This window comes from Limnohabitans sp. Hippo4, from assembly GCF_003063605.1.
GTDB lineage: Bacteria > Pseudomonadota > Gammaproteobacteria > Burkholderiales > Burkholderiaceae_C > Limnohabitans_A.
In genome coordinates this window covers 344,875-367,480 of sequence record NZ_NESE01000001.1, presented here as the reverse complement: position 1 = coordinate 367,480, position 22,606 = coordinate 344,875, and the positions used below count along the sequence as shown (strand labels likewise).

Here is a 22,606-nt window from a genome sequence, read left to right as displayed (position 1 = left end):
ATAGAAAGCAGCTCAATGACGCAAGCTTGGCGTGATTGGTTGAGTTCGCCCGCAGGTGCCTACTTACTCGATTGGGAGCAAGCCCAAATCGATGAGGTGGTGGCCGACATCTTTGGCTACCATGCACTGCAATTGGGCATGCCCGAGTTGGAGGGCTTGCGCACCAATCGCATGCCACACCAGTGGCTGGCTTCACCAGAGCCCGATTCAGTGTTGCCCAGCCAAACCTTGAATTTTGCAGCGCACAGTGTGGCCTTGCCATTTCAAGCAGACAGTTTGGATTTGTTGGTCATGCCGCACAGTTTGGAGCTCAGTCTGGATGCACATGCCAGCCTGCGAGAAGCGCATCGTGTTTTGATGCCAGAGGGCCATTTGGTCATTACCGGCTTGAATCCCACCAGCCTTTGGGGCTGGCGTCACAAACGATCGCAGTGGTATCAGAAGTGGGGGTATCGAGGCCTCAGTGCACCCCCTTGCGACGAAATGATTGCTTATTGGCGACTCAAAGACTGGCTGCGTTTGTTGGGCTTTGAAGTGAAACTGAGCCGCTTCGGTTGTTGGCGTCCCGCCATGGACAAGGCCAAATGGCTGCAAAGATGGTCTTGGATGGACCGTTTGGGTGCGCAGTGGTGGCCCATATTGGGTGGGGCTTATTTGCTGGTTGCCGTGAAAAAAGTTCACGGTGGTCGCATCGTGGGCGCCACCTGGAAAAAACGTCGCCCCCAAGCCAAAGCGGCCGTTGGCATCGCCCAAAGACAGAAGATGCCCAACGAGCAGAACGGCCTTCAAAGAAAGAATGAATGTGAATCACGTTGAAATACACACGGATGGTGCTTGCAAGGGCAACCCTGGGCCTGGCGGGTGGGGCGCTCTGATGCGCTCGGGTGAGAATGTCCGGGAAATTTTTGGGGGAGAGCTGGACACCACCAACAACCGCATGGAGCTGACGGCTGTCATTGAGGCCTTTATGGCCTTGAAGCGACCTTGCAAGGTCACCCTTTATTTGGACAGCGAGTACGTGCGCAAAGGCATCACCGAATGGATTCACGGTTGGAAGGCCAAAGGTTGGCGGACCGCCGCCAAGCAGCCTGTTAAAAATGCCGATCTATGGCAGAAATTGGACGCTTTAGTGATCAATTCGGGACATCAAATTGAATGGCGCTGGGTCAAGGGTCACGCAGGTGACCCCGGTAATGAGCGCGCCGATGCACTGGCCAACCTGGGCGTTGAGCAAGCCTTAGGTCGTTGAGCTAGGACCTTCAAGGCTTCCAAGCATCTGCCTTCATGTAAAGCCGGCGTCAAGGACAGTTTGGCCAAGGTGCACTGGAGGTTTTTTCCGATGCCAAGACCCCCCAACAACTGTTACATTTCAGAACTGTTTTGGGTCTTGTTCGGAAACTTTGATGTCTTTCAAAAAACCATATCTCGCGATTGCTTTGGTCGGCGTCGCAGCCGCTTCTGGTGCTGCCTGGTGGCTGCAAAATAAACCGAACGCCCCTGCTGCTGAAACAGCCGCAGTTGCTGCCAATCCTTCAGCGCCCAATGCTGCCGGTGGCGGTGCACCGGGGGGACCCGCAAAACCCACAGCCGTGGAAGTTGCCAAAGTCGAGCAAGCCAAAATTGTGGATGAGACTCAATCTGTGGGCAGTCTGCGTTCGAACCAAGGCGTTGTTTTGCGCCCTGAAGTGGGTGGACGCGTCAGCCAAGTTTTGTTCAAAGATGGTCAGCGTGTCAAAAAGGGCCAAGTCTTGGTGCAGTTTGATGACCAATTGCCTGCAGCACAAGTGATGCAGGCCAAGGCCGAATTGTCCATTGCACAGGCCAATCACACGCGCAACAAAGAGTTGGTGTCGCAGAATTTCATCAGCAAGCGTTCCTTGGACGAAAGCGAAGCCGCATTGCAAGTGGCCCAAGCCAAATTGGCCTTGGCTCAAGCCACGCTTCAGCGTTTGAAAATCCTCGCTCCGTTTGATGGCGTGGCAGGCTTGCGTCAAATCAACGTGGGCGACTATTTGAAAGATGGCGCTGACATGGTCAACGTGGAAGACATCGATGCGGTGTTGCTCGACTTCCGTTTGGCTGAACGCTTTCAAACCAAAGTCAAACCGGGTCAAAAAGCCCAAGTCAGCTTTGATGCTTTGCCTGGCCGTAAATTCACCGCCATCATTCAAGCCATTGATCCTTTGATCGATGCGAATGGACGTTCAGTGGGCATTCGCGGTTGCATTGACAACCGCCAGATGCAGTTGCGTCCTGGTATGTTTGCGCGCGTCAATGCGGTGTTCGGCGAACGTGCAGAAGCTTTGGTCTTGCCAGAAGAGGCCATCGTGCCTCAAGGTGGTCGTGCCACGGTGGTGAAGGTCGTACCTGGCGCCAATAAAGATGAGCTGATTTCAGAGCGTGTCACGGTCAAGATTGGCTTGCGCCAACCTGGCAAAGTGGAAATTCTGGAAGGCTTGGCATTGGGTGACACCGTTGTGGTTGCCGGCCAGCAGCGTTTGCAAAAAGACGGCACATTGGTCCGAGTTGTCGACATGTCCAAAGGACAAGCGGGTGGTGCAGCGGGTGGTGCAGCGGGTGGTGCAGCGGGTGGTGCAGCGGGTGGTGCAGCGGGTGCCAATGGCGCGCCAGGTGCAGGCGGTGCTGCATCTGCAGGTCCTGCCGCAGGGGGTGGCAAGTCGCCTGATGCAGCGCCAGCCAAAGAAGCCGGCAAAGGCAAGATGCCTCCCGTGACCGGTGAAAACCCATGCTTAAGAGGTCTGAATGCAACTCGCTGAAACCTCTATTCGCAGACCGGTCTTTGCGACCGTTTTGTCGCTGCTGATTCTGTTGATTGGCGCGGTCAGTTTCAATCGTCTGTCTCTGCGTGAATATCCAAAAATTGACGAGCCCACTGTCACCGTCAGTGTGAAGTACCCTGGTGCTTCAGCCGAGGTGATTGAATCGCAAGTGACCAAGCCATTGGAAGACTCCATTGCGGGCATCGATGCGGTTGATGTGATCACGTCCATCAGCCGTGCAGACCAATCGCAAATCACGGTTCGCTTTCGTTTAGAGAAAGACGCTGACACGGCAGCAGCGGAAGTGCGCGATCGCACGTCGCGCATTCGTGGCCGTTTGCCTCAAGCCATTGAAGAGCCTGTCATTGCCAAAGTGGAGGCGGATGCTTTCCCGGTCATTTGGTTGGCGTTTTCTAGTGACACCCTGTCACCCCTGCAAATCAATGACTTGATCAACCGAGTGGTCAAGCCGCGATTGCAAACGGTCACAGGTGTGGCCGACGTTCGCATTTATGGTGAACGCAAATACGCCATGCGTGTTTGGCTGGACGCCGAACGCTTGGCGGCCTATCGCTTAACACCGCAAGATGTGGAAGACGCTATTCGCCGAAGCAATTTGGAGTTACCTGCTGGACGGATTGAATCTCAGCAGCGTGAGTTCAGTGTCACGTCACAAACCGATTTGATCAAGGCCGGTCAATTTGGTGACATTACCATTCGCAACATCAATGGCTTTCCAATCAAAATTCGCGATGTGGCCAAAGTGGAAGAGGGCGCGGCAGACGATCGCAGCCGTGTGCGTTTGAATGGCAAGGCCTCTATTTCAGCCGGCGTGATTCGTCAGGCAACGGCCAATCCTTTAGAGTTGTCCAAAGGTGTGCGCGACATGATGCCGCGCTTGCAACAAGATTTGCCAGGCGATGTGACCATCGATGTGGCCAATGACAACTCGGTGTTCATCGACAAGTCGATCAAGAGCGTGTTCCAAACCATTTTGGAAGCGGTTATTTTGGTGGCCCTGGTGATCTTTGTATTTCTGCGAACATTCCGTGCGTCCATCATCCCGATCATCACCATCCCAGTCAGTTTGATTGGTACCTTTGCCATGATGGCTTTGGCAGGCTTCACCATCAACACCCTGACCTTGTTGGCCTTAGTGCTGGCCATTGGCCTGGTGGTGGACGATGCCATTGTGATGTTGGAGAATATTTTCCGGCACATTGAAGAAGGTTTGGACCCCTTCTCGGCAGCGATCAAAGGTGCCAAAGAAATTGGCTTCGCCATTGTGGCCATGTCACTGACCTTGGCTGCGGTGTTTGCCCCCTTGGCGTTCACACCAGGCCGCACAGGTAAGTTGTTCAGTGAATTTGCCTTGGCCTTGGCGGGCGCTGTGTTGGTCTCCGGCTTTGTGGCGCTAACCTTGTCGCCCATGATGAGCTCTTTGCTCTTGCGCCACAACCCCAACCCCAATCGCTTTGACGTGTTCATGGAAAAAATCCTGACAGGTTTGTCAAACGGCTACGAAAAATTGCTCACTTTGGTGTTGAAAAAAGCACGTTGGTTGGTGGTCTTGGTGATGGCATCGTGCGGTGTTGGCATTGTGTTGGTGTACCCCACCATGAAGCAAGAACTGTCACCTTTGGAAGATCGCGGCACCATTTTGGCCACGGTCACAGCACCCGATGGCTCGACGCTGGATTACACAGACAAATATGCAAAGTCGCTCGAGAAAATTGGCAGCGCCTATCCAGAGTTTGATCGTATTTTTGCCAACTTGGGCAATCCAACGGTGGCTCAGGGCAGTGTCATTTACCGCGCTGTCGATTGGGATCAACGCAAACGCACCACACTGGAAATTGCCCGTGAAATGCAAGGCAAGTTCAATGGCATTGCAGGCATCAACGCCTTCCCCATCACGCCGCCTTCTTTGGGGCAGGGCTTCCGCGAGCGTCCTGTCAACTTTGTGATTCAAACGTCAGACAGTTATCAAAATCTGAACGCCGTTACTCGCCAAATGTTGGATGCGATTGCCAAAAATCCAGGCTTCATTGCCCCTGACGTGGATTTACGTTTGAACAAACCAGAGCTTCGCATTGATGTCGACCGTGTCAAAGCCACAGAATTGGGTGTCAGTGTGGATGTGGTGGCGCGTGCCATTGAAACCATGTTAGGCGGTCGTACTGTGACGCGTTACAAGCGTGATGCAGAGCAATACGATGTGATTGTGCAAACCCAAGCCAGTGGCCGCAATGCGCCAGATGACATCGACAACATTTATGTCCGCGGACGCAATGATGCCGTCATTCCCTTGTCTGCCTTGGTGAAAGTGCGAGAAAGCGTATCGCCGCGCGAGCTAAACCACTTTGGTCAACGCCGTTCTGTATCCATCACCTCCAATTTAGCGCCTGACTATGCCTTGGGAGATGCCTTGAAGTTTTTGGACGCCACAGCTGCGGGTATATTGAAGACTGGCTACACCACAGAGTTGAATGGCACCTCACGTGAATTCCGCAACTCCCAAGGTGCGTTGGTGATTGTGTTTGTGCTGGCGCTGTTCTTTATTTTCTTGGTGCTGGCGGCGCAGTTTGAAAGTTTCATCGACCCGTTCGTGATCATGTTGTCGGTGCCGCTCTCGATGTTCGGCGCGCTCATCACGCTCAAAATGACGGGTGGCACTCTCAATGTGTATTCTCAGATTGGCTTGATCACCTTGGTCGGCTTGATTACCAAGCACGGTATCTTGATTGTGGAATTTACCAATCAATTGCGCGAGCAGGGTGTCGACACATTTGATGCCATTGTGAAGGCCGCAGGTCAACGCTTGCGTCCTATTTTGATGACAACGGGCGCCATGGTCTTGGGTGCGTTGCCCTTGGCGCTGGCCAAAGGTGCTGGCGCTGAAAGCCGCATTCAAATCGGTTGGGTGATTGTGGGCGGTATGACCTTCGGCACCTTGCTGACGGTGTTTGTGGTGCCCACCATGTACAGCTTGTTTGCCCGCAAATCAGTGCCGGGTCCTAACAAAAAAGATGTGGTGGATTCGCCCTCCGAGGCTGGCCACGCACATCCTTAATTCAAAGCATCAACACATCAACCCAGTCCCCAATTTGCGCGGTGGACTGGGCATGTGACAACACAATCAAGCAGTTGGCTTGTACCATTGAGCTCAATACACCAGAGCCTTGGTTGCCAGTAGTGACAACTTCTAAATCACCTTGGGCATTGCGTGTTGCGATTCCCCGTTGATATTCTGTGCGTCCTGGTTTTTTTCTTAAAACCTCTTGTGTTTTAGCGCGAACCAAAGGTGGGGGTGCAGAGGTCACGCCCATCATTTGCAACAGCGCAGGTTTCACAAAAGCCAAGAAGGTCACCATCACGGCAACGGGGTTCCCTGGCAATCCGAACAACACGGCCGAGCGATCGCCTTGCGTCAAACGCCCCACAGCCATGGGCCGGCCGGGGCGCATGGCAATTTTCCAAAAGACAACGTCGCCTAATTTCTTCATCATGGCTTTGGTGAAATCGGCTTCTCCAACGCTGACGCCGCCGCTGGTGATCACGGCATCGGCCGACTGTGCTGCTTGAGTGAAAGCTTGTTCCAAGCGCACGGGGTCGTCGCGCACAACGCCCAAGTCGATCATCTCGCAGCCCAAGTCCTGCAGCATGCCAAAAACGGTGTAGCGGTTGCTGTCGTACACCGCGCCTTCGCGTGGCGCATCGCCTAGGCTCAGGATCTCGTCGCCCGTAGAGAAATAGGCCACCTTCAAGCGACGAACCACGGGTGCCATGGGCTGCCCCAAGCTGGCCAGCAGGCCCACAGCGGCCGGTGTGACCCTTGTGCCTTTGGTCAAAGCCGGTGAGTTCTTTTTCAGATCCTCGCCACACAAGCGGCGATTGTCTCCGGCCCGCACAATGCCTGCCGGAATGCTGATGCTGTCAGTGGCCACGCTGCACAATTCTTGTGGCACGACAGTGTCGAGGCCTTCGGGCATGATGGCGCCGGTCATGATCTTGACGCATTCACCCGCTTGCACTGTCCCTTGCCAAGCCTTGCCTGCCAAGGCAGTCCCAACGACTTTCAAGTTCAGTGCTTGATTGGCTTGCAGCGCATCCCCTTTGAATGCAAAACCATCCATCGCTGAATTGTCATGAGGCGGCACATCGATCGGACTGATGACATCTTTGGCGATGACGCGATTCAAGGCTTCAAAAATAGGAACGTCTTCCACCTCTGAGATGGGCGTCACCAGTTGATTTAAAAAATTCAGAACTTCATGCGCAGGCAAAGCTTGCGGGTCATAGCCCTGAAGATTGGCGGCGATGTCGGCCAGTGACTTGCTTTGGGTCATGGTGTTTTTTCGAGGCGGTGCAATTCTTCTAGCGTGTTGGCATTGAAAAAAGCGCGAGGATCGATGTCGGGGGTGTCAAACGGCACCACTGCGCAGGTGTGTTGTGCTGTCCAGGCATCGATCTTTCTGCCGCCGGCTTGCATGAACTTCACCAAGCTTTCCAAGAGGCTGACACGCATCAAGCAAAAAACAGGCTGGGGACGCACAGTGCCGTCTTCTTCCTTGGCCGCAGCGATCGCAATGTCGGCATTTTGCTGGAGCAGGGCTTCGTGTAATTTGTGAGCCAATTCCAAGGGAAACAAGGGGCTGTCGCAGGGGACGGTGAGCAAGAGTTCTGTTTCGCAACGCTCAAGTCCTGTGAGAAATCCAGCCAAAGGACCCGCAAAACCATCGGTGCTGTCGGGCCAAACTTGCACGCCTAATGACTCATAAGCAGACAGGTTTCGATTGGCCACAATCATGATGTCGGACAGTGGCGAACCGTGCTGCATTTGCAATCGCATGAGGGCATGCAAGGCGAGGGGTGTACCGTTGAAATTTTGCAGGCCCTTGTCGAGGCCGCCCATGCGCGCGCCTCTTCCGCCTGCCAAAATTAAACCGGTCATGCTGTGATCGTTCATGGGATGGGGCAATCTGAAAGCAGGGGATTAACCCCCGATGTAACTCATCTCGACTTTGCGACGTGTCGCGTTGGCTTGATCGCTTGGAGCGTTGGGTGAATCTTTTTCTGCTCGACGCAACTCAGAGTATCTGTCGCCGCGTTGTGACCAGATGGCCGCAATGGCATGCGTCATTGCGTTGGGATCTGGGTTGTCTCGGACCAAAGATTTCAGGTCATAGCCTTGCGTGGCAAACAGACACAAATAAAGTTGACCTTCTGTGGTGAGTCGTGCGCGGTTGCAATCGCTGCAAAAAGCTTGGGTCACACTGCTGATGAAACCCACTTCACCCAAAAGCGGATCGTGTTCACCTTGCGCATTGAGGTAGCCCCAGCGCTCGGCTGTTTCGCCAATTTGCGAAGGAGCCAAGGGCGTGAGGGAGAACTCGGTCTGTAGCATTTTCAAAACGTCTGCACTGGGCATCACTTCGTTCATGCGCCAGCCATTGGTTGCGCCGACGTCCATGTACTCAATGAATCGCAGTGCAATGCCTGTGCCTTTGAAGTAGCGAGCCATGGGCAAGATTTCTTGCTCATTGGTGCCGCGCTTCACCACCATGTTCACTTTGATGGGACCCAGGCCCGCAGCTTGCGCTGCCGCAATGCCTTCCAAAACATCGCTGACAGGAAAGTCCACATCGTTCATGCTTTTGAAAATGGCATCGTCTAAGCCATCCAAACTGATGGTGACGCGTTTTAAGCCGGCATCTTTCAAGCTTTGGGCTTTGCGCGCCAGCAGCGAGCCGTTGGTGGTCAGTGTGATGTCTAGAGGTTTGCCAGAGGCTGTGCGCAATGCGGCCAGTTGTTCAACCAAGATTTCCAGGTTTTTTCGAAGCAAGGGTTCACCACCGGTTAGCCTGATTTTTTCAACACCCAGCGCAATGAAGCTTTGGGCAGTGCGCGTGATCTCTTCGAAACTCAAAAGTGCACTGTGCGGCAAATAGGTGTAGTCGCTGTTGAAAATTTCTTTCGGCATGCAGTAGCTGCATCTGAAATTGCAACGGTCCGTGACGCTGATGCGCAAGTCTCTTAAAGGTCGATGCAAGCGATCCTTCAAGCTGTCACCTGACAAAGCGTGCGTACCCTCCACAAGCGTAGGGAGAGGCAAATTTCCCAGGGGCTGGGTGATGATGGGAATGACGCGTTCAGACACAGCGTGCGCCGTCAACTTCAATGCACACACCACTGATGAACGAGCCTTCATCACTGGCCAAATAGAGGGCCGCATTGGCCACGTCCAGAGAAGTCGAAAAACGACCCAAGGGAATGGTGGCCATGAACTTGGCGCGCTTGGCTTCGTCAACAGGCCCGCCTGCAAATTCAGCCGACAAGCCTGTGTCGGGATTGAACACCGGGTTGATGCAATTCACACGAATATTGTCGGGTCCCAATTCGGCTGCCAAAGATTTGCTGGTGGTAATCACAGCACCCTTAGAGCCGTTGTACCAAGTGAGGCCAGGGCGAGGGCGAATGCCAGCAGTTGAGGCAATGTTGATGAACGAGCCGCCACCGTTTTTGCGGAACTCGGGCACAGCGTGTACCGTGGCCAAGTAAATGCTCTTCATGTTGACGGCGTAGCATTTGTCGAATTCGTCTTCACTGACTTCAAGTGCAGGGCGATTGCGGTGTGTCCATCCTGCGTTGTTGATCATCACATCCAAATGCCCCCAAAGCTTGACCGCTTCTTGCACCATGGCTTTGACATCGTCTGAGCGCGTCACGTCAGCTGCAAAGAATGCCGCGGTACCGCCAGCGGCTTGAATGTCTTTCACCACTTTTTGGCCGGCTGCGCTGTTGATGTCATTGACCAAGACTTTGGCACCATGTGCCGCAAAATGTTTGGCGATGCCTTCGCCAATGCCACCACCTGAGCCTGTGACGATGACCACTTTTTGATTGATGTTCATGAAAAATCCTGATGTTCTTTGAATGAGGCCTAGGCTGCGTGCTTAGCCGTGTTGAATAGCGACGGTTTTCAAAGTTGTGAAACCATACAGTGCTTCAAAACCTTTTTCACGGCCATGGCCGGAAGACTTCACGCCGCCAAAGGGTAATTCAACGCCGCCACCCGCGCCGTAATTGTTGATGAAGACTTGGCCACTTCGCAGGCGCTTGGCCATTCTGAATTGACGGCCGCCGTCGCGCGTCCAAACGCCTGCCACCAAACCAAAGGCTGTGGCGTTGGCCATTTCAATGGCCTGATCTTCTCCTTCGAAGCACATGGCCGATAGCACCGGGCCAAAAACTTCTTCTTGAGCCACACGGTGATCGACGGGTACATCGCGCAGCAAAACAGGCGCTTGATAAAAACCAGTTTCAGGGGCTTCGGATACCACGCTGCCTTGCGCCACCGTGCGAATGCCGGCGGCCTTGGCTTCTTCCAAAAAGCCTTGTACGCGCATTTTTTGCGTGGCTCTGATGAGCGGTCCTAAATTCAAATCGGCGCTTGCAGGGCCCACGCGTAATTTGCTGAAGGCTTCTCCCAGACGTGCAAGCAGAGGCTCGTAAATGCTTTTCTCAATGAGTACGCGTGAACCTGCACTGCAAGTTTGCCCTGAGTTTTGAACAATGGCGTTGATGATGACGGGGATGGCAGCATCCAAGTCAGCATCGGCAAAAATGATTTGCGGACTTTTGCCACCCAGCTCCAACGTAACAGGGCAATGCCTTGCAGCGGCGGCTTGTTGAATGAGCGTGCCGACTGTGGGGCTGCCCGTAAAGCTGATGTGGTCAATGCCAGGGTGCTTGGCCAGCGCATCACCGACTTCATGTCCTAAGCCCGTCACGATGTTGATGGCGCCTGGCGGAAACCCCACCTCAGCCGCCAATTGCGCAACACGGATCAAGCTCAAGCAAGCATCTTCTGCGGGCTTGACCACACAGACGTTGCCGGCTGCCAATGCGCCGCCGACACATCTGCCAAAAATTTGCATGGGGTAATTCCACGGCACCACATGGCCAGTGACGCCATGCGGTTCACGCCAGGTCAAAACGCTGTAGCCGTTTTGATAAGGAATGGTTTCACCATGAAACTTGTCACAGGCGCCCGCATAAAACTCAAAGTAACGCGCCAATGCTTTGGCATCGGCCATGGCTTGTTGTGTGGGTTTGCCGCAGTCACGTTGTTCCAGTCGCATCAACTCTTCGGCATGTTCAGCTACTTTGCGCGACAGTGCCATTAGCAATCGACCGCGTTCTGATGCGTTCAATTGGGACCACGGTCCTTCGAAACATTCGCGCGACGACTTGACGGCCATGTCAATGTCATGCGCATTGCTGCGTTGAATGTGGTCAAAGGTTTGGCCGTCAGAGGGGTCGATCACAGGCCATGTTTGCCCGCTTTGGCTGGCCACCGATTGGTTGTGGATGAAATTGAGTTGCATGGTGCTATTTTGCGCGTAAAAAAGCCCGCGATGAAGGCCATGCGCGGGCTTTGTGTCACTTGCGTGGCGGGCCAAAGGCGCGCCACGTTCAATTGGACGGATCAGCTGTGGAACTTCATCACCAGCGGCACAATGAGCAAAGCCACAATGTTGATGATTTTGATCAGCGGATTGATGGCAGGGCCAGCCGTGTCCTTGTAGGGGTCGCCCACGGTGTCGCCAGTCACAGCAGCCTTGTGGGCTTCAGAACCCTTGCCGCCGTGGTGTCCGTCTTCGATGTATTTCTTGGCATTGTCCCAAGCACCGCCGCCGGTACACATGGAAATGGCCACAAACAACCCGGTGACGATGGTGCCCATCAGCAAGCCGCCCAAGGCTTTGGGGCCCAGCAACAAACCAATCACGATGGGAACCACGACGGGCAACAAACTTGGAATCACCATTTCTTTGATGGCTGCCGTGGTCAACATGTCAACAGCGCGGCCGTATTCTGGCTTGGCAGTGCCTTCCATGATGCCCTTGATTTCGCTGAATTGGCGTCGAACTTCCACCACCACAGCGCCTGCTGCGCGGCCCACGGCTTCCATGGCCATGGCACCAAACAAGTAGGGGATCAGGCCACCAATGAACAAGCCCACAATGACCAAGGGGTCGGACAGGTCAAAGGTGATGGCTTTGCCGTAGGTTTCCAGTTTGTGGGTGTAGTCTGCAAACAAAACCAAGGAGGCCAAACCGGCTGAGCCAATGGCATAGCCCTTGGTCACAGCTTTGGTGGTGTTGCCCACAGCATCCAGGGGGTCTGTGATGTCACGCACGCTGCTGGGCAGTTCGGCCATTTCGGCAATGCCGCCAGCGTTGTCAGTGATAGGGCCATAGGCGTCCAAGGCCACCACGATGCCGGCCATCGACAACATGGACATGGCGGCCACGGCAATGCCATACAAACCGGCCAAGCCATAAGACACCACAATGGCAATGCACACAAAAATCACTGGCCAAGCTGTCGAGCGCATGGAGACGCCCAAGCCCGCGATGATGTTGGTGCCATGACCCGTTGTAGAGGCTTGCGCAATGTGTTGCACAGGGCTGTACTGTGTTCCGGTATAGAACTCAGTGATCCATACCAAAGCGGCGGTCAATACTAGGCCCACAGCACACGCGCCAAACAATTTCATTTGGCTACCGCTGGCTGCGATGGCGTTGTCCGGCATGATCCACATAGTGACGAAGTAGAACGCGATCAAGGACAAAACACCGGCAATGGCCAAACCTTTGTAAAGCGCAGGCATGACGTTGGTCATACCGGGTGAAGCTTTGACAAAGAAGCAGCCAATGATGGAGGCCACGATGGACACCGCACCCAAGGCAAGCGGGTACATCACAGCATTGCCAGGTGCGCCTGCAACCAAGAGTGAGCCCAACACCATGGTGGCAATCAAGGTCACTGCGTAGGTTTCAAACAAGTCGGCGGCCATGCCTGCGCAGTCGCCCACGTTGTCACCCACGTTGTCGGCAATCACCGCTGGATTGCGGGGGTCGTCTTCTGGAATGCCAGCTTCCACCTTGCCGACCAAATCGGCGCCCACGTCAGCACCTTTGGTGAAGATGCCGCCGCCCAAACGGGCAAAGATCGAAATGAGGGAAGAGCCAAAGGCAAAGCCAATGAGGGGATTGAGGATGACAGACAGCTTCACATCGGGCGTGAGGTTGCCGTTACCTGCCAAGAACCAGTAGAAACCTGTGACACCCAATAGGCCCAAGCCCACCACCAGCATGCCCGTGATGGCGCCGCCTCGGAACGCAACGTCCAGGGCCGGGCCAATGCCTTTGGTGGCAGCTTGTGCAGTACGCACATTGGCACGCACCGAAACGTTCATGCCAATAAAGCCACAAGCGCCCGAAAGCACCGCACCGATGACAAAGCCAATGGCTGTGGTCATGTCAAGGAAAACGCCCATCAAGATGGCCAACACCACGCCCACCACGGCAATGGTTTTGTACTGTCTTGCTAGGTAGGCGGCTGCACCGGCTTGAATCGCGGCTGCAATTTCTTGCATTCGGTCATTACCGGGGTCTTGGGCCAGAATCCATCCACGAGCCCAAACGCCATAAATTACGGCGATCAGTCCGCAAACGAGCGCCAAAATCAACGCTGAATTGCCTGTCATAAATCAATCTCCTTAGTTGTTACCGCTGAAAGGAGGTGCAACGCTCGAGAAACACCTCCCGGCGTTGCTTCCTCGCTCCCAGAAGGAGACGATTGGCCAACAAAGTCATTAAAAGGGCAATGATCCGAAATCGCAAGCCCTGTGAAAGTAAAATCGGGGTTAATCCTAAGCTTCTTAGATTTAAATCAACTCTTTTAATTTTCAGAAAAATGTCCCTAGACAACGTTACCCCAGGCAGCAAAGTTCCCGAGCAATTCAACGTCATCATCGAAATCCCGATGAATGCCGACCCCGTGAAATACGAAGTGGACAAAGCCACTGGCGCTATTTTTGTCGACCGCTTCATGAGCACGGCCATGCATTACCCCACCAACTATGGCTATGTGCCCAAAACCATCAGCGGCGACGGCGACCCTGTCGATGTGTTGGTGATCACACCCGTGCCCTTGATTCCCGGTGTGGTGGTGCCTTGCCGTCCCATTGGTATTTTGAAAATGCAAGACGAAGCCGGTGAAGACGGCAAGGTCTTGGCTGTGCCAACCGACAAAATTTTGTCGATCTACACACAATGGCAAAAGCCTGAAGATTTGAACCCCTTGCGTTTGAAAACCATTGCCCACTTCTTTGAGCACTACAAAGATTTGGAAGAGGGCAAATGGGTCAAGATTTTGGGTTGGGAAGGCCCAGAGTCTGCTAAGAAAGAAATCTTGGACGGCATCGCCAACTACCAAAAAGCCAACGCCTAATCAGGCGCAAGCTGTACCTTGAACTCGCCATGGGTTCAGGGTGCCAGCTCAGCCCTTTTTCAAGGGTGATCTGGCTTCTAAGTTTTCCAAATAGGCCGCAACACCGCGGCCTTCTTTTTCCAAATAGCGCTCTACCGCATCCGCAAAACTGGGATGCGCCAACCAGTGCGCGCTGCTGGCTTTGACGGGCAGCAAAGCGCGGGCCATTTTGTGCTCACCTTGCGCGCCGCCTTCAAAGCGGACAAAGCCATTGGCGATGCACCAGGCAATCGGCTGGTAGTAGCAAGCCTCAAAGTGCAGACAGTCAACACGCTCCAAAGCGCCCCAATAGCGGCCATAGGCGACATCACCTTGAATGGCGATCAGGCTGCAGGCCATTCGCTGGCCATCTTTGTCGGCAATGAACAGCACCCAGTTCTCGGGCATCGTGTCTTGCATGCGTTGAAAAAAATCACGGCTCAAATAAGGTGCGTTACCGTGTTCAAAATAGGTTTGCGCGTAGCACTTGTAGAAAAAGTCCCAGTCTTGAGTTTGAATCTCTTGGCCACGCAGGGTTTTGAAGGTCACGCCAGCTTCAAGCACTTTTCGCCGTTCTTGCCGAATCTTCTTGCGCTTTTCTTGATTCAAGCTGGCCAAGAAATGATCAAAGTCTTCGTATTGAGCGTTGTGCCAATGAAATTGAACGGTATGCCGCTCGAGCCAGCCCGCCTCCTCAGTGGCTTGCAGGTCGTCGCCTGACAAAAACAAAACATGCACAGATGACCACTTGGCGTCTTGGGCCATTTGCACCATGGCTTGAATCAAGGTGGCCTTGCTCTCTTTGCTATCGGCCAAAAGGCGAGAGCCAGGAACGGGCGTGAAGGGCACGGCACCCACAGCCTTGGGGTAGTAATCCAAGCCGTGGCGGTGATAGGCATCGGCCCAAGCCCAGTCAAACACGTATTCACCATAGGAATGGGGTTTGACATAGAGCACGGCTGCTGCGGCCAAACCAGTTTCTGGGCTTGCGTTAGGGCGGTATAGGCAGATAACTTGAGGTGTCCAGCCTGTTTCTGGGCAAGCCGAGGCACTTTCTTCCATGGCGCACAGATAGGCGTGCCGCATGAAGGGTGTGGGTTCAGATTGAGAAGCCAACAAAGAATCCCATGCAGACGCAGTGATATTTCGCATGGAATCCTGCACCGCGATGACATAATTGTTGGAACTGAATTCCTGCACCTGTATGACCCTTCAACTTTGTATTGCCCAACTCAACTTTGTGGTGGGTGACATGACGGGCAATGCCCGCAAAATCATCGACGCGGCTCACCAAGCCTATGCTCAGGGTGCACGCGTCTTGGTCACGCCCGAGTTGGCCATTTGTGGCTATGCCGCTGAAGACTTGCTGTTACGACCCGCCTTCATCGATGCCTGCGATGATGCCCTGAAAACAGTGGCCCGTGAGCTGGCTGGGTTAAAGGGCATGCATGTGGTGCTGGGCCACCCTCAGGGCGGCGGCATTCAAAGCAAAAGTGTGGCCATCACGCAGCGCTTCAACCGGGCTTCTGTGTTGTGCGAAGGGCAGGTTGTGGCCAGCTATGCCAAGCAAGAGTTGCCCAACTACCAAGTGTTCGATGAGCGTCGCTATTTCACACCTGGCCAACAGCCATGTGTTTTTGAGGTGGCTGGCCTTAAGTTGGGATTGCTGATTTGCGAGGACGCTTGGTTTGAGGCGCCCGCCCAAAAAGCGCGTGAAGCTGGCGCACAAGCCTTGCTCGTGCTCAATGCCTCTCCATTTCATGTCGGCAAAGGGCTAGAGCGCGAAGTTCAAATGAGCCAGCGCGTGAAAGATTGTCAGCTACCCCTTGTTTATGCACATCTAGTTGGCGGACAAGATGAGGTGATTTTTGAGGGCCGTTCATTTGCCATCGATGCCAATGCGAAAGTGGTCGCCAGGGCGCCTGCTTTCCAAGAGTGTTTGCAATACATCGATCTGAAAGCGGATGGCGCAACGCAGGGGCTCCGCTTGTCTGGCCGCGAAATCGTGCCCGAGAGCACCTGGGAAGAAGATCTTTGGCACGCCTTGGTCTTGGGCATTCGAGACTATTTGGGCAAGAACGGTTTTCCGGGGGCCATTCTGGGCCTGTCCGGTGGCATCGATTCCGCGTTGGTTTTGGCGCTGGCCGTCGATGCCATTGGTGCTGACAAAATCCACGCCGTCATGATGCCGTCGCCTTACACGGCAGACATCAGCTGGTTGGATGCCCGCGACATGGTCAAACGCCTGAACGTGCGTTACGACGAAATCGCCATAGCGCCATTGTTTGAAGGCTTTAAATCGGCATTGTCTGACCAGTTCAAGGGCTTGGCCGAGGACACCACTGAGGAGAACATTCAAGCTCGGGTTCGCGGAACTTTGCTGATGGCTTTGTCCAACAAGACGGGCGCCATCGTACTGACCACCGGCAACAAGAGCGAAATGGCCACGGGTTATTGCACTTTGTATGGCGACATGGCGGGTGGTTTTGCCGTCATCAAGGATGTGGTCAAGACACAAGTTTTTCACTTGGCCGAGTGGCGTAACAAGCACGATCCCTATGGCACGGGTGCCAACCCCATCCCAGAGCGCATCATCACCCGGCCGCCCAGTGCCGAGCTTCGCGCGGATCAGAAAGACCAGGACAGCTTGCCACCTTACGAAGTGCTCGATGCCATTGTGCGGCGTTACATGGAAAACGACGAGGGCATTCATGCCCTCGAGGCCGATGGGTTTGAACGCGCCGATGTGGAGAAAGTGACCCGCTTGATTAAACTGAACGAATACAAGCGACGCCAGTCGCCGGTTGGAATTCGTGTCACGCACCGCAGTTTTGGCAAAGATTGGCGTTATCCTATAACCAATCGATTCCGAGCTTAATTTTTTCAGTCTGGACTATTTCATGAAACAAATCACAGCCATCATCAAGCCTTTCAAATTGGAAGAAGTTCGCGAAGGCCTGGCCGAATGCGGCGTCACTGGCTTGACCGTGACAGAAGTGAAAGGCTTTGGCCGTCAAAAAGGACACACAGAGTTGTACCGCGGTGCCGAGTACGTCGTTGATTTCTTGCCCAAGGTCAAAGTGGAAGTGGCTGTGAAAGACGACGACGTTGAGCGTTGCGTGGATGCCATCGTGAAAGCGGCCCGTACCGGCAAAATTGGCGACGGCAAAATCTTCATCACTTCCGTTGAGCGCGTCATTCGCATTCGCACGGGTGAACTGGACGACGATGCAGTTTAAACATCAAGGCCAATGGGTCAAGTGAGCTGTTGATCCTGCCCCCAAAAACGCTGCAGTCTGCGGCGTTTTTTTTTGCACAACTGGAAGGGCGGGGTTAAATGGACTCGCTTTGAAAGGGCGTGGGCAGGGCTGCAGCCTGGACTAAATTGGGCAGCAGTTGTTTGGCATCTGAATGGGTTTGGATCAAGTCCATTTGCCAAGAGCCCATGAATTCGTGTGTCACCACTGAATTGAGAAAACTCAGCATGGTGTCGTAATAGCCATTCAAATTCAGCAGGCCAATGGGCTTGTTGTGATAGCCCAGCTGGCGCCATGTCCAAACTTCGTAAAACTCTTCAAAAGTTCCGATGCCGCCTGGCAAGGCCAGAAAAGCATCGGCACGTTCGGCCATCAATTGTTTGCGCTCGTGCATGGTTTCAACGATGTGCAACTCTGTGCATTCGGTGTGTGCCCATTCCTTTTCAACCAGGGCACGGGGAATGACGCCGACAACCCTGCCGCCTGCTGCCAAGGTGGCATTGGCCACAATGCCCATCAGGCCGTTTCGGCCGCCTCCGTACACCAATTGACCGCCATGCTGACCAATCCATTGACCCACTTGGACGGCTGACGCCGCAAATTCAGGCTGATCGCCTTCCTTAGAGCCACAGTAAACGCACAAGGAGAATGCGGGCTCAGCCATGTATGAATTTCCAGATGGCCGCAGCCCAGATGCCCAGACACAGCAGCAGGCTGAGCAGCACAGCAGCACTGCCCATGTCCTTGGCGCGTTTGGACAAAGCGTGCCATTCGGTGCCAATCCGATCAATGGCCGTTTCAATGCCGGTGTTCAACAACTCAACCACCATCACAAAGATGACAGAGCCACACAGCAAAGCCACTTCGACCCACGTTTGTCCGAGCCAAAAAGCCAGTGGCAATAAGACGCAAGCCAAAATGGCTTCTTGCCTGAAAGCGGTTTCGCCCCATCCTGCTTTAAGTCCTGCAAGGGAATAGCCGCCCGCATGAAAAATACGCGACAAGCCTTTGCGTGCTTTTTGAGGATTGACGTTGAAGTCGGTCATGAGTTGGAAGCCGAAGTTGAAGGTGCTGGCAGTTTTTGGACGTCTACCAATTGTGTACCCGCCCAGACATCATGCCAATATTGTCCACGTGACTGAAAGCGACTTAAAACGGCCCACACCATGACCCAACCCAAAACCAATACAGCAACTTCAGTGGCAGGCAATTGGAAGGGGGCTGTGATCAACATAGGGGGCAAAATCCAAACCCAACTGAGAAGATAACGCCAGAATGCGCGTGCTTGCGTTAAAGGCCGGCCGGATGTGTCTAACACCCGAATATGCCAAGTCTTCATGGCCAATGTTTGCCCCTTGGACCACAGCCAAGTGAAGTAAATGGCAAACACTAAAAATAGAAATGCTTGAAGCCCGTGGCGATTGTGCAAGGCGTGTTTGGTTTGGCTAAGGGTGCCAAACAAATAGCCTGAGATGAACACAACGCCAAAGAGCAGCATGCCTTCGTACAACCAACAAGCCATTCTTCGGCCCAAGGAGGGCGTGACGAAGGGGGAGGGTTCTTGTGAAGCGGCTGTCTGCTCAGCTGTCGCAACTGTATTTGGCGAATCGCTCAACTCAGGTGCCTTCTGGAATCACGACGGGGGTGGGGAGGAGGGTTTTTTTATCGATCACGATGCTCGGTGTCGACTTGCCTGGGGTTTCTGCAGGCGTTGACTTGTTGGGCATGCGAATCACTTTGTTGGGTGGTGCGGCTTGGGATGCCGTAGCGGCCCCTTGTATGCCCGTGGTTTGCTTGGCAGCAAGTTTCTTCTTTTCTTCAGGGCTTAAAGCTTGATAAGCCTCCCATTGAGTTTTCTTCTCATCAGCGGCCAGGCTTTTGGTTTCGTTGAAGATCAAGCGAGCTTGCGCCCGTTGCTGAGGGCTTAAAGCGGCCCAATCGGCCATGCGTTCATGCAGGGTGGCTTGTTCTTTGGGGGACAAGTTGTCGAAATTGTTGGACATGGCCAACCACTTGTTTTTTTGCGCCACGCTGATTTGCGACCAGTGGGGGGCCAAGGGTGCCAAGGCTTTCTTTTGTTGAGGTTTTAAGGCTTGCCAACCCGTATCTTGTGGCGCTTGCGAAGCTGCCGGCTTGCCGCTAGGGGTGTTTGCATTTTGCGCAGACACACTGCCCAACCCCATGAGGATGAGGCTGAAAGCGATGGCGAGAAAGCCTTGTATTTTCAATCCGACACCTTTGCGGGCGATGGATTGGACTTCAAGAAAATCAAAAAGCCAGGGTCGGTGTAGGCATCGGGCGGCAGGTCATCGGTGAGGAGTTCGGCGTCGAGCGATGCGATTTCGTTGGTTCGGTGTTCATTTTGAAACACATGAATGCTGGCCAAGCCAAACAGCAGGGCCATCAAGGGCAAGGCGGATGCCAAACGACTCCACAAGTTCAAGCCTTCGTCGAGAGGGTGGTTGCCATTTGCGCCTGCCACAACCAGCTGTGGAACAGTGTTGAGGACGGGCTCGCGTTTGCGTTGTGCCAAGGCTTGCATGCGCGCGGCGCGCAAACGCTCTGTGATGTCGTGGGGTAATTCTGTGGCGTGATCGTTTAAACGGCGCGCTAGCGCCTGACCTAACCGGTCAACTCGTGTCATGTCGAGATTGGCTTGCGTTTTCATGTGTTAAATCCTTTGGCGCGAAGTGCTTTGCTCAGCGCCTGAACAGCCCGAGAACAGTGAGTTTTGACACTGCCTTCCGTGCAGCCCATGGCCGCTGCGGTTTCGGAAAGGTTCATCTCTTCCCAGTAACGCAGCAGGAAGGCTTCCCGTTGACGTGGGGGCAATTCTTGAATTTCTGCCTCAATTTGGTGAAAAACCTGTTTCCGATGGGTTTGGTCCTCGGTGCTTTCGCCCAATCCTGGCTCGCCCAAACCGCCCAAATTCTCTAAAAAGTCAAAATCTTCGCCATCTGCGTCATTCCCAAAGTCGCTCATGTTGGAGAACAAAGCGTTTCGGGTTTTTTGCCGGCGGAACCAATCGAGGGTGGTATTTGACAAAATCCGCTGGAACAACATGGGCAGTTCGGCGGCTGGTTTGTCCCCGTAGTGGGTGGCCAGCTTGATCATGCTGTCTTGCACGATGTCCAAGGCCGACTCCTCGTTGCGCACGTGGTACAGCGTGCGTTTGAAGGCGCGCTTCTCCGTGTTTTTGAGGAAATCTGAAAGTTCTTGTTCGGTGGCCACAGCTTGCACCCATTTTGTGCGAGTCGGATTATGGCATTCTGGGCCCTATAATGCTGGGTTGCAATTGAAAAAACGCAAACGGATCACCATCCGGCCAAGGTTCTTACACGGGCAGGCTCATGTTGGTGGTCTTAAGTTCTGATGCGACTTCACAAGAGTCCCGCAAAAGAGCACCCAAGGTTTTTCGTTAGAGAAATTCACAAAGGTTGAATATGGAAATCTCCAAAACAGAAATGGCCAATGCGGCCAACGTAGCTGCCGCGGCAGCTTCATCGTCCCCCGCAGAATTGCGCGGCGGCGAAATCCTCGTTAAAGCGCTCCAAGCCGAAAACGTCAAATACATCTGGGGCTACCCAGGTGGTGCTGTCTTGCACATCTATGACGCTTTCTTCAAACAAGACACCATTCAGCACGTGCTGGTTCGCCACGAACAAGCCGCAGTTCATGCGGCCGATGGCTATGCGCGTGCCACTGGCGACGTCGGTGTTGCGTTGGTCACTTCAGGCCCAGGCCTGACCAATGCGGTGACCGGTATTGCCACCGCCTACATGGACAGCATTCCCATGGTGATCATCAGTGGCCAGGTGCCCACTGCCGCCATTGGCCTCGATGCATTCCAAGAGTGCGACACCGTGGGCATCACACGCCCCATCGTCAAACACAACTTCTTAGTGAAAGACGCTCGCGACATGGCTGAGGTCATGAAGAAGGCGTTTCACATTGCGCGCAGCGGTCGTCCTGGCCCTGTTGTGGTCGACATTCCAAAAGACGTTTCTTTCAACAAGGTGCCTTACACCGGCTACCCCGAAACCGTTGAAATGCGTTCTTACAACCCTGTGCGCAAAGGCCACAGCGGACAAATTCGCAAAGCCCTTCAGTTGTTGATGGCCGCCAAGCGTCCTTACATTTACACCGGTGGCGGTGTGTTGCTGAGCAACGCCTCAGCCGAGTTGCGCCACTTGGTGGACATGTTGGGTTACCCCGTCACCAACACCTTGATGGGTTTGGGCGCTTATCCCGCCACCGATCCCAAGTTCCTTGGCATGCTGGGCATGCACGGCACTTGGGAAGCCAACAACGCCATGCAACATTGCGACGTGTTGTTGGCGGTGGGCGCACGTTTTGATGACCGCGTCATTGGCAACCCCAAACACTTTGCGCAAAACGAACGCAAGATCATTCACATCGACATCGACCCCTCTAGCATTTCTAAGCGCGTGAAGGTGGACGTGCCCATTGTGGGCGACGTCAAAGATGTGTTGACCGAACTCATCGCCATGATCAAAGAGTCTGGCCTCAAGCCCGACAACAATTCATTGGGCGCCTGGTGGTCCACCATCGACGGCTGGCGCAAGCGCGATTGCATGAAGTACGACAGCAACAACACTGAAGTCATCAAGCCCCAAAAAGTCATTGAAACTTTGTATGGCATGACCAAAGATGCCGATGCCTACATCACGTCTGACGTAGGTCAGCACCAAATGTGGGCTGCCCAGTACTACAAGTTTGACGAGCCCCGTCGCTGGATCAACTCGGGTGGTTTGGGCACCATGGGCGTGGGCATTCCCTACGCCATGGGCATCAAATTGGCCAAGCCTGATTCAGAAGTGTTCTGCGTCACGGGCGAAGGTTCTGTGCAGATGTGCATTCAAGAACTCTCTACCTGCTTGCAGTACAACACGCCCATCAAAATTTTGTCATTGAACAACCGCTACTTGGGCATGGTTCGTCAGTGGCAACAAATTGAATATTCGGGCCGTTACAGCCACAGCTACATGGACGCCTTGCCCAACTTTGTGAAGTTGGCCGAAGCCTATGGCCATGTGGGCATGCTCATTGAGCGTCCTGAAGATGTTGAGCCAGCCTTGCGCGAAGCTCGTAAATTGAAGGACCGCACGGTGTTCATGGACTTCCGAACAGACCCCACCGAAAACGTGTTCCCCATGGTTCAAGCTGGCAAGGGCATTACAGAAATGTTGCTCAGCCCTGAAGACCTTTGAACCACGGCCATCATTT

21 protein-coding genes are annotated in these 22,606 nt (G+C 54.0%); 8 read left to right on the top strand and 13 right to left on the bottom strand.

Translation table 11 applies throughout. From position 1 onward, the window contains the following. Positions 1 to 15: 15 nt before the first annotated feature. From B9Z46_RS01675 to B9Z46_RS01660, 4 genes are all read left to right on the top strand, one after another. Positions 16 to 816: a class I SAM-dependent methyltransferase gene (locus B9Z46_RS01675; RefSeq protein WP_108254307.1), complete on the top strand. Its 801-nt coding sequence runs from the start codon at positions 16 to 18 to the stop codon at positions 814 to 816. Next, positions 803 to 1,249, top strand: coding sequence for a ribonuclease HI (gene rnhA, locus B9Z46_RS01670; protein ID WP_055361933.1), 447 nt, complete (start codon positions 803 to 805; stop codon positions 1,247 to 1,249). Before B9Z46_RS01675 ends, rnhA begins: the two co-directional genes overlap by 14 nt. Before the next feature lie 154 nt (positions 1,250 to 1,403). Next, positions 1,404 to 2,777, top strand: a complete 1,374-nt coding sequence (locus tag B9Z46_RS01665) for an efflux RND transporter periplasmic adaptor subunit (protein WP_108254306.1) — start codon at positions 1,404 to 1,406, stop codon at positions 2,775 to 2,777. Continuing rightward, complete coding sequence (locus B9Z46_RS01660; RefSeq protein ID WP_108254305.1) at positions 2,764 to 5,853, top strand: efflux RND transporter permease subunit; 3,090 nt, start codon at positions 2,764 to 2,766, stop codon at positions 5,851 to 5,853. The genes B9Z46_RS01665 and B9Z46_RS01660 overlap by 14 nt, the downstream gene beginning before the upstream one ends. Before the next feature lies 1 nt (position 5,854). Here the strand turns inward: B9Z46_RS01660 and glp are convergent, their stop codons facing one another. The 6 genes from glp to B9Z46_RS01630 form a co-directional block, all read right to left on the bottom strand. After that, positions 5,855 to 7,129 (bottom strand): gephyrin-like molybdotransferase Glp, encoded by a 1,275-nt coding sequence (gene glp / locus B9Z46_RS01655; protein ID WP_108254304.1) that lies wholly within the window; start codon positions 7,127 to 7,129, stop codon positions 5,855 to 5,857. Further along, positions 7,126 to 7,734 (bottom strand): molybdenum cofactor guanylyltransferase MobA, encoded by a 609-nt coding sequence (gene mobA, locus B9Z46_RS01650; protein WP_233245877.1) that lies wholly within the window; start codon positions 7,732 to 7,734, stop codon positions 7,126 to 7,128. Before mobA ends, glp begins: the two co-directional genes overlap by 4 nt. A 42-nt stretch (positions 7,735 to 7,776) precedes the next feature. Beyond that, positions 7,777 to 8,940: a GTP 3',8-cyclase MoaA gene (gene moaA / locus B9Z46_RS01645; protein ID WP_108254813.1), complete on the bottom strand. Its 1,164-nt coding sequence runs from the start codon at positions 8,938 to 8,940 to the stop codon at positions 7,777 to 7,779. Then, positions 8,933 to 9,694, bottom strand: coding sequence for an SDR family oxidoreductase (locus B9Z46_RS01640; protein ID WP_108254302.1), 762 nt, complete (start codon positions 9,692 to 9,694; stop codon positions 8,933 to 8,935). Before B9Z46_RS01640 ends, moaA begins: the two co-directional genes overlap by 8 nt. Before the next feature lie 42 nt (positions 9,695 to 9,736). Further along, the gene (locus tag B9Z46_RS01635; RefSeq protein WP_108254301.1) at positions 9,737 to 11,170 is read right to left on the bottom strand and encodes an aldehyde dehydrogenase family protein; all 1,434 of its coding nucleotides are present in this window, start codon (positions 11,168 to 11,170) and stop codon (positions 9,737 to 9,739) included. A 101-nt stretch (positions 11,171 to 11,271) separates the two neighbouring features. Beyond that, positions 11,272 to 13,338, bottom strand: a complete 2,067-nt coding sequence (locus tag B9Z46_RS01630; protein ID WP_055360494.1) for a sodium-translocating pyrophosphatase — start codon at positions 13,336 to 13,338, stop codon at positions 11,272 to 11,274. Between the two features lie 209 nt (positions 13,339 to 13,547). Between B9Z46_RS01630 and ppa the strand changes: the two genes are divergently transcribed. After that, on the top strand, positions 13,548 to 14,084 hold the full coding sequence (gene ppa / locus B9Z46_RS01625; RefSeq protein WP_055360495.1) for an inorganic diphosphatase: 537 nt from the start codon (positions 13,548 to 13,550) through the stop codon (positions 14,082 to 14,084). A 48-nt stretch (positions 14,085 to 14,132) separates the two neighbouring features. Here the strand turns inward: ppa and B9Z46_RS01620 are convergent, their stop codons facing one another. Then, on the bottom strand, positions 14,133 to 15,254 hold the full coding sequence (locus B9Z46_RS01620; RefSeq protein ID WP_108254812.1) for a GNAT family N-acetyltransferase: 1,122 nt from the start codon (positions 15,252 to 15,254) through the stop codon (positions 14,133 to 14,135). Between the two features lie 52 nt (positions 15,255 to 15,306). On the opposite strand from B9Z46_RS01620, the gene B9Z46_RS01615 reads away from it, so the two are divergent. Continuing rightward, positions 15,307 to 16,980 (top strand): NAD+ synthase, encoded by a 1,674-nt coding sequence (locus tag B9Z46_RS01615; protein ID WP_108254300.1) that lies wholly within the window; start codon positions 15,307 to 15,309, stop codon positions 16,978 to 16,980. A gap of 22 nt (positions 16,981 to 17,002) precedes the next feature. Next, positions 17,003 to 17,341: a P-II family nitrogen regulator gene (locus B9Z46_RS01610; RefSeq protein WP_055360498.1), complete on the top strand. Its 339-nt coding sequence runs from the start codon at positions 17,003 to 17,005 to the stop codon at positions 17,339 to 17,341. Positions 17,342 to 17,435: 94 nt separating this feature from the next. Here B9Z46_RS01610 and B9Z46_RS01605 read toward each other — a convergent pair whose 3' ends face one another. From B9Z46_RS01605 to B9Z46_RS01580, 6 genes are read right to left on the bottom strand one after another with little or no spacing between them, the layout of a single operon-like run. Beyond that, positions 17,436 to 18,023 carry a TIGR00730 family Rossman fold protein gene (locus tag B9Z46_RS01605; RefSeq protein WP_108254299.1) on the bottom strand — a complete coding sequence of 196 codons (588 nt, stop codon included), beginning with the start codon at positions 18,021 to 18,023 and terminating at the stop codon, positions 17,436 to 17,438. After that, positions 18,016 to 18,405, bottom strand: coding sequence for a diacylglycerol kinase (locus tag B9Z46_RS01600; RefSeq protein ID WP_055360500.1), 390 nt, complete (start codon positions 18,403 to 18,405; stop codon positions 18,016 to 18,018). The genes B9Z46_RS01605 and B9Z46_RS01600 overlap by 8 nt, the downstream gene beginning before the upstream one ends. Beyond that, positions 18,402 to 18,974 carry an RDD family protein gene (locus B9Z46_RS01595; RefSeq protein ID WP_108254298.1) on the bottom strand — a complete coding sequence of 191 codons (573 nt, stop codon included), beginning with the start codon at positions 18,972 to 18,974 and terminating at the stop codon, positions 18,402 to 18,404. The genes B9Z46_RS01600 and B9Z46_RS01595 overlap by 4 nt, the downstream gene beginning before the upstream one ends. Position 18,975: 1 nt before the next feature. Further along, a complete protein-coding gene (locus B9Z46_RS01590) occupies positions 18,976 to 19,587 on the bottom strand; it encodes a DUF3106 domain-containing protein (RefSeq protein WP_233245876.1) in 612 nt (203 codons plus the stop codon). Then, a complete protein-coding gene (locus tag B9Z46_RS01585) occupies positions 19,584 to 20,027 on the bottom strand; it encodes a DUF3619 family protein (protein ID WP_108254297.1) in 444 nt (147 codons plus the stop codon). The genes B9Z46_RS01590 and B9Z46_RS01585 overlap by 4 nt, the downstream gene beginning before the upstream one ends. Next, on the bottom strand, positions 20,024 to 20,590 hold the full coding sequence (locus B9Z46_RS01580; RefSeq protein WP_108254810.1) for an RNA polymerase sigma factor: 567 nt from the start codon (positions 20,588 to 20,590) through the stop codon (positions 20,024 to 20,026). Before B9Z46_RS01580 ends, B9Z46_RS01585 begins: the two co-directional genes overlap by 4 nt. A gap of 212 nt (positions 20,591 to 20,802) precedes the next feature. On the opposite strand from B9Z46_RS01580, the gene B9Z46_RS01575 reads away from it, so the two are divergent. Next, positions 20,803 to 22,590, top strand: a complete 1,788-nt coding sequence (locus B9Z46_RS01575) for an acetolactate synthase 3 catalytic subunit (RefSeq protein WP_055360503.1) — start codon at positions 20,803 to 20,805, stop codon at positions 22,588 to 22,590. Positions 22,591 to 22,606 lie beyond the last annotated feature (16 nt).